The organism is Bifidobacterium sp. ESL1130, from assembly GCF_058507935.1.
Genome location: NZ_CP196379.1, coordinates 725,635 through 738,863, shown reverse-complemented (window position 1 = coordinate 738,863; position 13,229 = coordinate 725,635). Strand labels below are relative to the sequence as shown.

General features: G+C 59.1%; 9 protein-coding genes and 1 pseudogene. 2 read left to right on the top strand and 8 right to left on the bottom strand.

The genetic code is table 11. The annotated features are described in order from the left end of the window. Nucleotides 1-84 precede the first annotated feature (84 nt). Nucleotides 85-1,761 carry an energy-dependent translational throttle protein EttA gene (gene ettA, locus ACSYSO_RS02850; RefSeq protein WP_489798757.1) on the top strand — a complete coding sequence of 559 codons (1,677 nt, stop codon included), beginning with the start codon at nucleotides 85-87 and terminating at the stop codon, nucleotides 1,759-1,761. Between the two features lie 203 nt (nucleotides 1,762-1,964). Next, nucleotides 1,965-2,876: an acyl-CoA thioesterase gene (locus ACSYSO_RS02845; RefSeq protein WP_489798759.1), complete on the top strand. Its 912-nt coding sequence runs from the start codon at nucleotides 1,965-1,967 to the stop codon at nucleotides 2,874-2,876. 84 nt (nucleotides 2,877-2,960) lie between these two features. Here ACSYSO_RS02845 and ACSYSO_RS02840 read toward each other — a convergent pair whose 3' ends face one another. From ACSYSO_RS02840 to ACSYSO_RS02805, 8 genes and pseudogenes are all read right to left on the bottom strand, one after another. After that, nucleotides 2,961-3,515: a DUF3180 domain-containing protein gene (locus tag ACSYSO_RS02840; protein ID WP_489798761.1), complete on the bottom strand. Its 555-nt coding sequence runs from the start codon at nucleotides 3,513-3,515 to the stop codon at nucleotides 2,961-2,963. Continuing rightward, nucleotides 3,512-4,321 (bottom strand): hypothetical protein, encoded by an 810-nt coding sequence (locus tag ACSYSO_RS02835; protein ID WP_489798762.1) that lies wholly within the window; start codon nucleotides 4,319-4,321, stop codon nucleotides 3,512-3,514. Before ACSYSO_RS02835 ends, ACSYSO_RS02840 begins: the two co-directional genes overlap by 4 nt. A 2-nt stretch (nucleotides 4,322-4,323) precedes the next feature. Then, a pseudogene (gene ftsH, locus ACSYSO_RS02830) lies at nucleotides 4,324-6,204 on the bottom strand (ATP-dependent zinc metalloprotease FtsH); the annotation flags it as partial. 605 nt (nucleotides 6,205-6,809) lie between these two features. Further along, complete coding sequence (gene hpt, locus ACSYSO_RS02825; protein WP_489798766.1) at nucleotides 6,810-7,373, bottom strand: hypoxanthine phosphoribosyltransferase; 564 nt, start codon at nucleotides 7,371-7,373, stop codon at nucleotides 6,810-6,812. Further along, complete coding sequence (gene tilS / locus ACSYSO_RS02820) at nucleotides 7,360-8,457, bottom strand: tRNA lysidine(34) synthetase TilS (RefSeq protein ID WP_491701963.1); 1,098 nt, start codon at nucleotides 8,455-8,457, stop codon at nucleotides 7,360-7,362. The genes hpt and tilS overlap by 14 nt, the downstream gene beginning before the upstream one ends. A gap of 137 nt (nucleotides 8,458-8,594) precedes the next feature. Then, nucleotides 8,595-10,229: a D-alanyl-D-alanine carboxypeptidase gene (locus ACSYSO_RS02815; RefSeq protein ID WP_489798770.1), complete on the bottom strand. Its 1,635-nt coding sequence runs from the start codon at nucleotides 10,227-10,229 to the stop codon at nucleotides 8,595-8,597. Further along, nucleotides 10,226-11,578 (bottom strand): glycosyltransferase family 2 protein, encoded by a 1,353-nt coding sequence (locus ACSYSO_RS02810; RefSeq protein WP_491701962.1) that lies wholly within the window; start codon nucleotides 11,576-11,578, stop codon nucleotides 10,226-10,228. Before ACSYSO_RS02810 ends, ACSYSO_RS02815 begins: the two co-directional genes overlap by 4 nt. Further along, on the bottom strand, nucleotides 11,579-13,216 hold the full coding sequence (locus tag ACSYSO_RS02805; protein ID WP_491701961.1) for an AI-2E family transporter: 1,638 nt from the start codon (nucleotides 13,214-13,216) through the stop codon (nucleotides 11,579-11,581). Between the last annotated feature and the right edge of the window lie 13 nt (nucleotides 13,217-13,229).

The following is a 13,229-nucleotide window of genomic DNA, read 5'->3' as shown; positions in this document are numbered from 1 at the left end:
TTCACTGTCGCCTTGGCATGCGAGAATCGGCCTATACCATGAGGTGCGGTGAACAACCGAAACACAAGAATTTAAGGAACAGATTTGGCTGAATTCGTATACCAGATGATCAACGCCCGCAAGGCGTACGGCGATCGCGTCATTCTCGACAACGTCACCCTGAGCTTCCTGCCGGGAGCGAAAATCGGCGTGGTGGGTCCCAACGGCATGGGTAAGTCCACCCTGCTGAAGATCATGGCCGGCCAGGAGACCGTCTCCAACGGAGAGGCGAGCCTGACCCCGGGCTACACGGTGGGTATCCTCCAGCAGGAACCACCGCTGGACGAGAGCAAGACCGTGGGAGAGAACATCAAGATGGCCTTCGGCGACATCGCCGACAAGGTGACGCGCTTCAATCAGATCGGCGAAGAGATGGCCGATCCGGACGCGGACTACGATGCACTCATGGCCGAGATGGGCCAGCTGCAGGAAGACATCGATGCCGCCAACGGCTGGGATCTGGACTCACAGCTCGAACAGGCCATGGATGCCCTGCAGTGCCCCGACCCCGACACCCCGGTGAACGTGTGCTCCGGCGGCGAACGTCGCCGTGTGGCTCTGTGCCGCCTGCTCCTCGAAGCACCCGACCTACTGCTGCTCGACGAGCCCACCAACCACTTGGACGCCGAGTCGATTCTGTGGCTGGAGCAGTTCCTGCACAATTACCCCGGCGCCGTCATCGCCGTCACACACGACCGCTACTTCATGGACAACGTGGCGGAGTGGATCTGCGAGGTGGATCGAGGCCAGCTCTACCCGTACAAGGGCAACTACACCACCTACTTGGAAACCAAAGAGAAGCGCATGGAGATCCAAGGCGCCAAGGACGCCAAGATGGCCAAGCGGCTCAAGAACGAGTTGGAATGGGTGCGCAGCTCCCCCAAGGCGCGTCAGGCCAAGAACAAGGCACGTCTGGAACGCTACGACCAGATGGAGACCGAGGCGCAGAACAACAAGAAGCTTGACTTCTCCGAGATCGTGATTCCAGCCGGCCCGCGCTTGGGCTCGGACGTACTGGAAGCTGAACACATCCACAAGGCGTTCGGCGATCGCGTGCTCATCGACGACCTCTCCTTCACTCTGCCGCGCAACGGCATCGTAGGCATCATCGGTCCCAACGGCGTGGGCAAATCCACCCTGTTCAAGACCATTGTGGGACTTGAGCAGCTGACCAGCGGCTCCTTAAAAGTCGGCGAAACCGTCAAGATCTCGTACGTGGATCAGGGGCGCGAAGGCTTGGATCCGAACAAGAACCTGTGGGAGGCAGTCTCGGACGGCAACGACTTCATCGAGGTAGCCGGCGTGGAAGTACCCACCCGTGCGTACGTGGCAAGTTTCGGTTTCAAAGGTTCCGACCAGCAGAAGCTGACCGGCGTGCTCTCCGGCGGCGAACGTAACCGCCTGAATCTGGCGCTGACTCTCAAGCAGGGCGGCAACCTGCTGCTGCTTGATGAGCCCACCAACGATTTGGATGTGGAAACGTTGGAAAGCCTGGAAAACGCACTTATCGAGTTCCCCGGCTGCGCTGTGGTGATCAGCCACGACCGCTGGTTCCTTGACCGTATCGCCACGCATATCCTGGCGTGGGAGGGCGACGACGAGAACCCGGCTCACTGGCACTGGTTCGAAGGCAACTTCCAAGCCTATCAGGACGACAAGGTCAAGCGTCTGGGAGAAGAGGCCAACCACCCCCATCGCATCCACCGCAAGCTCACGCGTTGAGATCACACCTGCAGCACCCAGCGCATTGATATGCAAGCGGCACCATTGCTCACCAGTGGTGCCGCTTCTCATATCCTCTTCCGTCCCCATGGGCATGACACGTCACGTACTTGACTTGTCGTGCATGGAGCGCCCAGGCTGCAATCAACAGGGCGGCATCTGTTGCTAGAATTCATAACACGATATTTTGCAGAAGGAGCATGATGGCTGATCAAACCATGCAAGACGTAGTGCGCAGCACCGTCGAAGCACTCACGCTGGGTGAGCCCAGTCAGGACCGTACCCATTCATACATGACAGGATCCAGCCTCTACTACCCTACTGAGCGCATCTATGGCGGTCAACTGAGCGCACAGGCAGTGATGGCCGCAGCCAAAACCGTGGAAGACGGCAAGGTGCCGAACTCGATTCATGAGTATTTTCTCACCACCGGTCGCCTCGACCAAGACACCCTGTTTGACGTAGAGACGTTGCGTGACGGCAAGTCCTTCTCCACACGCCGCATCACAGCCACACAGCAGGACGCCACACTGTTCACCGCCATGGCCAGCTTCCAGCAGACCGGTCAACGCGGTGTTGAGTTCCACGATGCCATGCCCGAGCAATTGCCCGATCCCGAGAGCCTGACCAGTGCACAGGAACTCATGGCACCCTATGCGGCAAAAGTGCCGTTTGCCAGGTATTACGCAGAACAGTCACCGTTCGACATCCGTCACATCGGCAGCACAGTGATGCTGGCTCCAGACAAGCAGAGCCATGACGCCGACAGCGGCCAACAAATGGTATGGACCCGCCTCGCCTCTCCTATTGAGGCCTCGCAGACCATGCACCGGGCGCTGCTGGCATTTGAATGCGACCAAATCATGATGGAGCCGGATTTGCGCCGCGCGGGCCTGTCCATCTCCACACCGGGAATCTTCTATGCGTCCATCGACCACGCCATGTGGTGGTACGACGACATCAACATGAATGAGTGGCACCTCTACGTCCAGGATGCTCCGGTTGCTGGGCACGGACGCGCAATCGGCACCGCGAAAGTATATTCCCAAGACGGCCGACTGGTGGCCGCCATGAACCAGGAGGCCATGATTCGCCTGCCCCAGCACAAGGACTGACCGTTCTGGACTAACCGACCGTTCTGGATTGTGACCGTTCCGCTGCTCTGGAACACCGGCACACCTGCGCCCCAGAGCAACCGCCTACCGCTTGTCTTGCAATGACTTTGAGCAGTGGGCGGCAGGCTGGGCAATCGAACGGGAAGCACGCTTGGAGCGCATGGTCTTCGGGTGCTCGGGGCCATCGATAGGCGGCAGCTGGCAGAGCCATTCGCCGACGATGCCGATGGCCATGTCCGCCAGACAGACCACGGCGGTGACTGCGCACTGAATGACGATGGTACGGTACAACGGCGCTTCGGCGTGCACTGCCAGCAGCAGTATCTGTCCCAGATACCAACCGGCAAGCAGTGCCCCGGCGACCCCCAGAGACTTGCACAGCACAAGCGTAAACACTGCCTTGTCAGGGTCGATCCAGCTCTTTCGTTCTTCCGGCTTGGCGGTGACATACCGGTGCACCTGCAGCGCCAGCACTAGCGCGATGATGCCAAGAACCGCCATGGCCCCGGCGATAAACCAGGGTGCACCCACCAGTTGCACAGACGTCGATTCAGAAACTCTGGCAGCTCCTATACCGAGTACCAAGCCAGCCAGCATCGACACGGGGTAATACCACCATGGTGTACGTTGCGCTTTCATTGTGTCTCCCCCAATATCCAATTTTGCGACAGCATGCCCACCAATCCTGCATTCGGCGCCATGGCCAGCAGGTAAGAGACAGGGTCATCGTCTAGTCGCGCGTCCGGATCCATGTCGAACCAAGGCGCAAGCACCGCAGCGTCGGTCGCAGCGGCAGCATCGTGGTACGGTTCACTCCGCTGAACGACGGTGCCCTCCGCCTGTCCTTGCAGCTGCACCAAAGTCATCGCCACGGCGCCCTCATGGCTGCGTGCCAACGTATCCAGTAAACGCTGCATGGCCTGGGCGTCACAGTGGGTGCTCAACTGCACCACCGCGGCCATGCCGTCTGCTTCGTCCACGTTGATGACGTGGTAGAGCGGCGAGATGCCTTCGAGCTGGTTGCCTGGCACCGCGTCGAGCGAGACGGACAGAATCTGGAACAGTCGCTCCGCATTGGGCATCTGACTGCGCATCGACACCACCGCAGTGTATGAGGCTACGGACGTAGGCACGCGCTGCTCTTGCTCATGCTCGGACGAGTCCACGCTCAGCGGCACGTCTGTAAAGGTGAACGATGCGCCACTGTCGTCGCGCAACACGATATCGGCATGCGCAGTACCGTCCGACACCGATTGCATCAGTGTTTGCATCAGCGCCGCTGCATGTTGCTGCCGATCGGCGGTACGAGTCTTGCCCGCATCGGCCACGCTCCGGACGGCATCGGAATCATCAGCGCTGAGCACCACGCGCGCCAAAACGCCGAGAGGCGTGCCGGAGTCCGACATGCCTCTCTTTGATGCGACTGATTCATTGGAGTCAGTCATGGTCACTGATCGCCCATCGAGCGTTTGAGCTTCTCCGGAATCGGTACCGGCGGCAGATCGGAGTCGGGACGGGCAGGATCGGAGAGCCACAGATTACGCTCCGGCGCCTTGCGTAGGTTCTTAAAGACCTCAGCCAGTTCCTTCTCGTCCAGCGTCTCCTTCTCGAGTAGCTGGCGCACCAGCTCGTCGAGCACGTCACGGTTCTCGTTGATGATGTTCCATGCCTCGGTGTGAGCCGTCTCGATAAGGTCATGCACCTCGTCATCAATGACCTCTGCGGTCTTGTTGGAGTACTTGTGCGCAAAGCCTTCCGTGGATTCCTGATCCGGGTTGGCCGCCCCCCATTTCACCGAACCGAGCTTGGAGCTCAGACCAAATTCCATCACCATCTTGCGGGCGATTTCCGTGGCCTTCTCGATGTCGTTGGATGCACCGGTGGTGGGGTCGCGGAAGACGACCTCTTCTGCGGTACGACCGCCCATGGCGTAAGCCATCTGGTCAAGCAGCTCTTCACGGGATTCGGAGTACCGATCCTGAGTCGGCATGACGGCTGTGTAGCCGAGCGCCTGACCTCGCGGCAAAATCGTCACCTTGGTCACCGGGTCGGTGTGGTGCAGCGCCGCCGCCACCATGGCATGGCCGCCCTCGTGGTATGCGGTGTTGCGCATCTCCTCAAGCGCCATGCGGTGACTCTTGCGGTTCGGCCCCATCTGCACGCGGTCGATGGCCTCGTCGATGGCACGGTTGTCGATAAGCTGGGCTCCGGCACGGGCGCATAGCAGCGCAGCCTCGTTGAGCACGTTGGCCAAGTCGGCACCGGTGAATCCTGGGGTACGCACTGCCACGGTATGCAGGTCCACGTCAGGCACGAAGGGCTTGCCCTTGGCATGCACCTTGAGAATGGCTTCGCGCCCCTCAAGATCGGGAGCCTCCACAGCTACCTGGCGATCGAAGCGACCAGGGCGCATCAGTGCAGAGTCGAGCACGTCGGGACGGTTGGTGGCCGCGATGATGATGAGGTTCGTGTCGTTGTTGAACCCGTCCATCTCCACCAGCAGCTGGTTGAGCGTCTGCTCACGCTCATCATGACCACCGTTCATACCTGAGCCGCGCTTGCGACCGACGGCATCGATCTCATCGATGAAGATGATGGCCGGAGCGTTCTTCTTGGCCTCTTCGAAGAGGTCACGCACGCGGGAGGCACCCAAACCGACGAACATCTCCACGAAGTCGGAGCCCGCCATGGCGTAGAACGGCACGCCGGCCTCGCCTGCGATGGCGCGAGCCAGCAGCGTCTTGCCGGTTCCGGGAGGACCGTAGAGCAGCACGCCGCGCGGGATACGCGCACCCAAAGCGTTGTACTTGGACGGATCTTTGAGGAAGTCCTTGATCTCCTCCACTTCTTCGACCGCAGATTTCTCACCGGCCACGTCGGAGAACTTGGTGGTAGGCGTCTGCCCGGTAAGCAGCTTGCCATTGTTTTTTGAACCACCCATGCCCAGCATGCCTGCCGAGCCGGAATTGCCCATGCGGCTGAAGATCCACCAGAAGAGCACCAACACCAACACCATCGGCAGCAATGACACCAAAATGCTGGTCCAGATGCTGTCCTGCGCGATTTCAGCGTTCCAACCATTGGCGGGAGCCGCCTGACGGATGGCTTCCACCACCTGCGTCTCCTGTGCCTTGGCATAGTAGAACTGCACCTCGCGGCCATAGCGATGAGGCCGCTTGGTCTTGGGGTCGGTCTTGACATAGTCGTCACTCAGCTTGAGTTTGACCTGCTGGCCGTTGGCGATGATGGTGGCACGCTCAACCACGATATGCTTGCCGTCGTTGCTGCCTGAAGCAACGGTCTTGCCTGCTGCGGGGCTAGCCTTTCCGGGCTTGAACGCCGTAGGGGTGCTCGGGGTATCGCTCTTGGAACCATCTTGCTGGTCAGCGCCGGACTTGGCATCCGGATCGCTTTGCCCGTCACCCTGCTGACCGTCCTTCGGGGTGCTGCTGTCGCCATCTTCAGACTTCTTGGAGTCCTGCTTCTGGCTCTCATCCTTGTTCTTATCGGCATGCTTGCCCGTGGACGCATCCCCATTGGCTTCATCGGGATCGACGCCGTTATACGGCAGCAGGCTACGATTTGCCTTGGCTTTATCCACGGTGCCGTCCTTGTTGACCGCACCATAGATGAGATTCATACCGTCTTCGGTATCAACGGTCTGTGGGCCGGTACCAGCGAAAAGCTGCATGCCCAAGCCGAGCAGGACGACAAGGACGAGCGCCCAGAGCCACGGGGACTGCCAGAATGACTTGTTGCCGTCCCCTTTGCCGTCGTTACCGTTCTGGCCACCGTCCCCGCGTGAGAACGGATTGTTAAAGCGAGGGCCCTTATCGCCCGGAGCACCGTTGCCGGGGCGGCCACCGCCTTGTCCCGGATCACCTTGTGGGTTCGGGCTCATGTCGTTCATCTGGCCCTGTTGCCGAGGATCGCTCATGCCTGACCTCCTTCGTAGACTTCCGGTTTCAATACAGCTATCGAATCAAGATTGCGGAATCGTTCGGCATAGTCCAGACCGAAACCGACTACGAATTCATCCGGCACAGTGAACCCGGTATAGGCGATATCCACGTCCATTTCACGACGTTCTGGCTTTTCCAATAATGCAAAAACCTCCACCGAAGCCGCCCCGCGTTCAAGAAGCTCCTGCTTCAGCCATGTGAGTGTGCGGCCTGAGTCCACGATGTCCTCGACGATGAGCACATCCCTACCCTTCACATCGGTGGAAAGATCCTGGCGAACCTCGACGGTGCCTCGGCTTTCCGTTCCTGAGCCATAGCTTGACAGACTCATGAAATCCATCTCAACGTGAATACTCAACGCCTGGGAAAACGCAGCCATGGTATTTACGGCACCTTTGAGCACAGAGAGCAACAGTGGAGTGCGACCACGGTAGTCCTCGCTCACTTGGTCCGCCACTTCGTGGATTCTAGTCATGAGGCGCTCATGGGAGATCAGCTCATGGTCGATTTCTTCTTGTACATCAGCGATTCGCATGCGCTCCATTTTTGCACACGCGAATGACGTGTTTCTTGCGTTTTGCTGAATAACCTCTGGGAAGCGAAACTTGTCCTTGCCCATGCCAATGTGTGGCAAGCTGCTCTACCGCAGCCACATGGCGCGCAGAGAAGCGAACTCCTAGAGATTCCAGCGCAAGTTTCACTACGCGCGAACGCATGGCCGGCGGTTGGTTTGCCAGTCCTATGGCATCGAGCCTTACGCAGGTTTCGCCTTCTCGACATGCCAACTGCTCATACAGGTGCACGGCGCTGGCGTTGAGGAAATCTTCGTCCGCTTGAGCCATCGCGGTTCCATGAGCCAAGTGGGAAGCGGCACCGGAACCGAAAAGCTGTTCGATGACCGGCATAAGCGTATGCCTGACGCGCGAGCGCAACGGGAATGTCACAGGAAGATCTTCACTGGCAGGCACGTGCTCGCCGTTGGTGGGATCGTCCCACCAACTGAGATTGAGGAGTTCACAGATCGATGTGGTGTCAGCACGCGTGAGTTCCATGAGCGGTCGGGCAAAAAGAACCGTCTTATAACGTTCAATGACACGTCGCATGCCGGCAAGTGACGTTGTTCCCCCCGATCGCAGCAACCCCATGAGCACAGTTTCCGCTTGGTCATCAAGCGTGTGAGCCAACAGTACTGCGGCGGCATCAAACCATTGAGCCACGCTCGCCAATGCCTGGTAACGAACCTCGCGAGCGGCGGCTTCCTCGCCGTCGCCACGGCTTTCATCCACATGCACCTCATGAATCACGACTGGGGAAAGGCCGAGCTGCAAGCAGTCGCGAGCCGCCTGACGCGCCGCTTGCGCCGACTCGATTTGTATGTGGTGGTCGACGATGACGGCACCGCAGCGCAAGCCCAGCGACGCGCACACTTTCTGACTCACCGCAGCCAGCGCCATGGAGTCCCTGCCACCGGAGCATGCCACCAGCACCAACGGAGCATCGGCTGCAGGCCTGTGGTCACCATGTTGTGCAAAACGCTCGTCTTGCGCGCGCAGACCTAGCGAGGACAGGCAGGAACGTACAGCACCCACGGCATGTTTGAGCGCCGGAGCATAAACCATATGTACCTCCCCCAATGTGCCTTACCATATCAATTCACTTTCGGATACCGTCACGTATCCGAGGGCTGCTTTCTGCCACACCGCTCGATATCTTCTAAAGTGCCACCGTACCGGCCTGCAATACCGAGCCACACATGCTATAGGTCGGCAAGACTGGCCATGAGCCGATCGACAGCCTGTTTGGCACCGCCCAAATCAGCCGGCCGGTTCACAATGACCGCGAAGGCCAGTACACCACCGTGTTTGCGCGACACGTTGCCGGCCATGGAAGTCACATCTTGCAATGACCCGGTTTTGACACGCAACAGCCCCGCTGCGGAATCGTCGGCAAGTCGATTTCTCGCCGTGCCGGCAAGCCCGGGAACGGACAGCCCCTCCGAAGCTCCTACCGCCGCGCCAGGCAGCAGATAGTGGGTCTGCACTTGTGCCAAAGTGAGCGCGCTGAGCGAAGATCCGGGCGAAAGCCCTGAACAATCCGCCATCGTAACGCCGTTGACGTCCAAGCCGAGTGCGGTGAGAGCGGAACGCACCGCTTGGACCGCACCGGCCGGCGAGTTGTCGGCGTGCGCGTGCAACGCCACCAAACGCCCGAATTCTTCGGCCAGTGTGTTGTCTGAATGCCGCAGAGCGAATCCGAGTATCTCGCTCAACGTGGCCGAGCGCACGTATCCCACACGTTTGGCTCCCCCTGCCTGCGGCACGTCGCTGCCGTCTTCTCCTGCTCCGCTTTGCGTCAGTTGTTCGGCAGTGGACGCCACACCGCCGAGCTCCACATTGATGCCGCGATCTTGCAGCAGCGAGGCAAACGTCTTCTGCGTATCGGCTGCTGTGGTGGTGGAGAGCGCTGGATAGTCGTTGAAGTCGTCGGGGCTGTGGGCAGTGCCACCCCATAACCGGCCACCGTCCACCGCCAACGAGGAGACACCGGTGAAGTAGTTGCCTTGGTCGTTGTTCTGCGCAATATGCTCCGGCGAGCGAACCGCACCGAACAGCGAATCATCACATACCAGTCTGACGCGGTTCACCCTCCCCTCTTTCAACGATGAAGCGACCTGATCCGCCAGTGAGGCCAGACCGGCACGACCGTTGACATGATTCGGGTCGTTCTGCCCCGCCCCGAGCAGCATGTCGCCGTTGCCTTTCAGCGTGAGCACCGCTTCTGCACCCACCGGGTGATCGAGATAGACATCGGTTTCGAAACGCGACCCCATGTCGAGCGTGGTGGCCGCAGCCAAAGCAGTCAGGGTTTTCATAGTGGACGCGGGTTCTCTCTGCGCATCCGGATTCAGCGAAGCGGCAACCTTGCCTTTCGCATCCACGACCACGACCGAAGCCGAGTCCCCCACTCCCGCAGAGGCAGCGAACGCATCGACCAGTTGCCTGGCTTGATCGGCATCTATGGGTTTGTCCAAGTCCGCTTGTTTCACCAGCTGGGAAGCAGGACGCACACTGAGCGGAGGTTGTGCCGAGGTGCCGGTCTGTGCCGAGGAGAAGGAAAGCGGACCTGGCACCAAGTCGAGCACATCTCCAGTCACATACCCCAACGTGAGCACTCCTGCGATCACAGAGGCAAGACCTACACGCCATGCTCGGCGCACGCTCATCGCCCTCCAGGCATAGTTGGCAGCCACGCGCGCGTCCGTCTGCTCACGAACTCTGGCGTCAGAGTCCATCCAGGCTTCCACCCAGTCCCCCGAATCGGCATTGATTTCCGCTTCCAACGTGGAGTCCACTCCCCCGGTGAAACCGGTCATGTCCTGGTACCCGCTCACGCTGTGGCCCCCTCGAAGGCCGCATCTCGCTTATCGCAATCCGTACCCGGTTCATCAGAGTGCATTGAACTGCCTTGAGCATCTGCACTGGCGATCTGAGCAGCATCCCGTTGCGCGGCCTCAATCGTCGCCTTGTGTTCAATCGGTTTCCAGTCGGCCTTTGAGAAGATGGCCTGGAAGGCGATCGGCACGTAGCTGAACATGTAGATCGGGAAACTGAGCACGTAAGCGAACAGTTCCTTGTTGGACGCACCGATCTGGTCGCGTTCCGCGAAGATGGTGAGAGCGGCCAAGCCCATCAGACCGAACATGCCCAGCACGCCTCCGGCCACCCAACTGACCAGAGAGCCGAGCTGCGAGGACCATGAGACGAAACCAAGCATGGCGAAAAGCGCACCAAGCACCACACGAATACCACTGAGCACCGTGAACGGGCAGATGATCAGCGTCAGATCGACTGCTGAAAAATCGCGCTCCCGCACCGCTCGTTTGATGAGCTGCGGCCCATAATAACGGAAAATCTGCAGGAATCCCTTACTCCAGCGCAACCGCTGGCGCCAGCTCTGCGTGAAGGTAACCGGCTGCTCATCGTAGAGGATGGCAGTGCCGCAATAACCAATGCGGTCACCGTGCAGTACGGAGTCCATAGTGAATTCGAGGTCTTCGGTGAGCAGATGGAATTTCCATCCGCCGTTGCGTTTCATCACGTCGTGAGAGAACATGAAGCCGGTACCACCCACATGGCAGCTTGAACCGAACATCATGCGTGAATTGTTCAGGAAACGGGATTCACGGATGAACCAAAGCGCCGATCCGGAAGACACCCAGTTATCAGCGAGATTCACGGAGTTGCGGTAGCTGGTAAGGATGCGGAACCCGGAGCAGAATGCCTTGTTCATCTCCTCGATGTAGTGGCTGTCAAGCAGGTTGTCTGCATCAAAGACGAAGAACGCCTCATAATCGTCCGCCTCACCGGTTTCGATCATGTGGGACAGCAGATAAGACAGCGCGTAGCCTTTGCCGACCTGGCTCGTATCTTGCCGTTGCACGACATGGCAGCCCAATTCCCTGGCCACCTCGGCGGTGCGATCGGTGCAGTTGTCGGCTACGACCCAAATGTCCACAAGTTGCGCAGGGTACGTCTGCGCACGGATTGAAGCGATGAGATTGGGCACCACATGCTCCTCGTTGCGCGCGGAGATAAGCACCGCATATCGGTTGCTCATGGGCGCCACCGGGAAAACGATCTGATGATGGAACAGCGAGGCCAGAATGCACACGGCTTGGTAGATCAAGCTAACCGCACCCATGATGAACATGAGCACGTCAAGGATGGAGAGAAATACCATTTATCGCCACCTGTTCCTCGGGTTGTCCTCCGCATGTGGAGACGGAGTCGAATCGTCATCCTCGCCACTGCCGTCAGCGTCGACGCTCTCGCCTTGCTGGCCGGCACAGGCGTCGAGTTTATTGCCACCGTCAGCATCAGCATCAGCATCAGCATCAGCATCAGCATCAGCAGAGTCTGAACGACCCACAAGACCGTTCACAGCGAGGTGCATCGTCATAATGTTATCGGCAATATTGTTCTCCGCTGTCTCGACCTTGGCTCCGCCACGGGCCGACCCGTTGAGCATGCCTTTGGGAATGGCGACTGTGAGAGACTCATCCGCACTGGCACCACTATGCTCATCGCGTTCGGTGAGATTGTAGACCTCACGCTGCAGCGCACGCACCTCGTCGTTCACCGGCACTTTGGCACTCGACCCTTTCGCCGCTCTGGGCATGTGGTCCGCCACAGGTTTGATGACGTGCTCATTGAATGCTTCGGCGCCTTCCACCACCTTCGATTTGGAGACCGGAGCAGGGTCGCTCATCAGCGGAGACTCCACCAACTCATAACGCTTGGTATACACCTTGAACAACGCTTGCAGACTGGCGGTGATAGGCAAAGCCAAGAACGCGCCAAGCGCTCCGAATACGCCACCGAGCACCAGAACCGACAGGAAGGCGATGGCTGGATTCAGATCCATGGTGCGCTGGGAAATCTTGGGAGAGAGCACCAGGTTCTCAATCTGCTGGTAGATCACGATGAATACCACTACGGCAACCGCGTATCCCAATCCTCGCGACCCCCATGCAAACACCACCGGCAGCGCGCCGCCGATGTACGTGCCCACTGTAGGCACGAACTGAGCGGTGATACCGCAGAACAAAGCCAGAGGCAGCCAGTTCGGCACCTTTATGGCCATGAGGAAGATCGACGTGCAGAATGCGTTGACCAGAGCCAGAATGGTCCGGGAGAACAGGAATCCGGAAATCTGATCCTGCACCACCGTCCAGACGAGCAGGAAGCGACGCTGGGCATTGGGCGCAAACCACTGGCACATGCTACGGCGCATCTTCGGTCCTGCAGCGGAAATGTAATAGGTCACCATGAGCACCGTGAGCAAGTTGATGAGGAAACTGAAGACGCTCATCGTGGTGTTCACCGCTTGCCCGGCAAAATCAGTAACCCACGAAGTCTGAATATTGTGGAGAATCTCAGTGCCCAGGTTTTTGATCTCCGGCAGTTCGAAATCGGTATAGTGCTCGGTGAATTCACGCAGCTGGTCATACAGCGCAGGCAGATCCCTGACCATGGAAATGACCTGGTCCACAAACACTTTGCCGAACATGGACAACAGCACGACCACCACGACGACCAAGCTCACGAGCACCACACCGGCCGCCACGCCTCGCTTCCAGCCGTGCCTGACCAGACGCACCACCAACGGTTCCATGGCCAATGCCACGAACACGGAGATGACGATGTCGAGCACAATATAACTGACTTTGCTCCACGACTGCCAGACAAACACGGCAAGGAAGATTGCGATGGCCGCATACAGCAATGCCCGCCCCCACCAGTCCGGTGGGCGCCGGGAGTCACCCTTCGAAGGAAAAACCGCTCCGAAGTCAAATTTCCGAGTATCGTGTTCGCTCATACGCCCCATACTA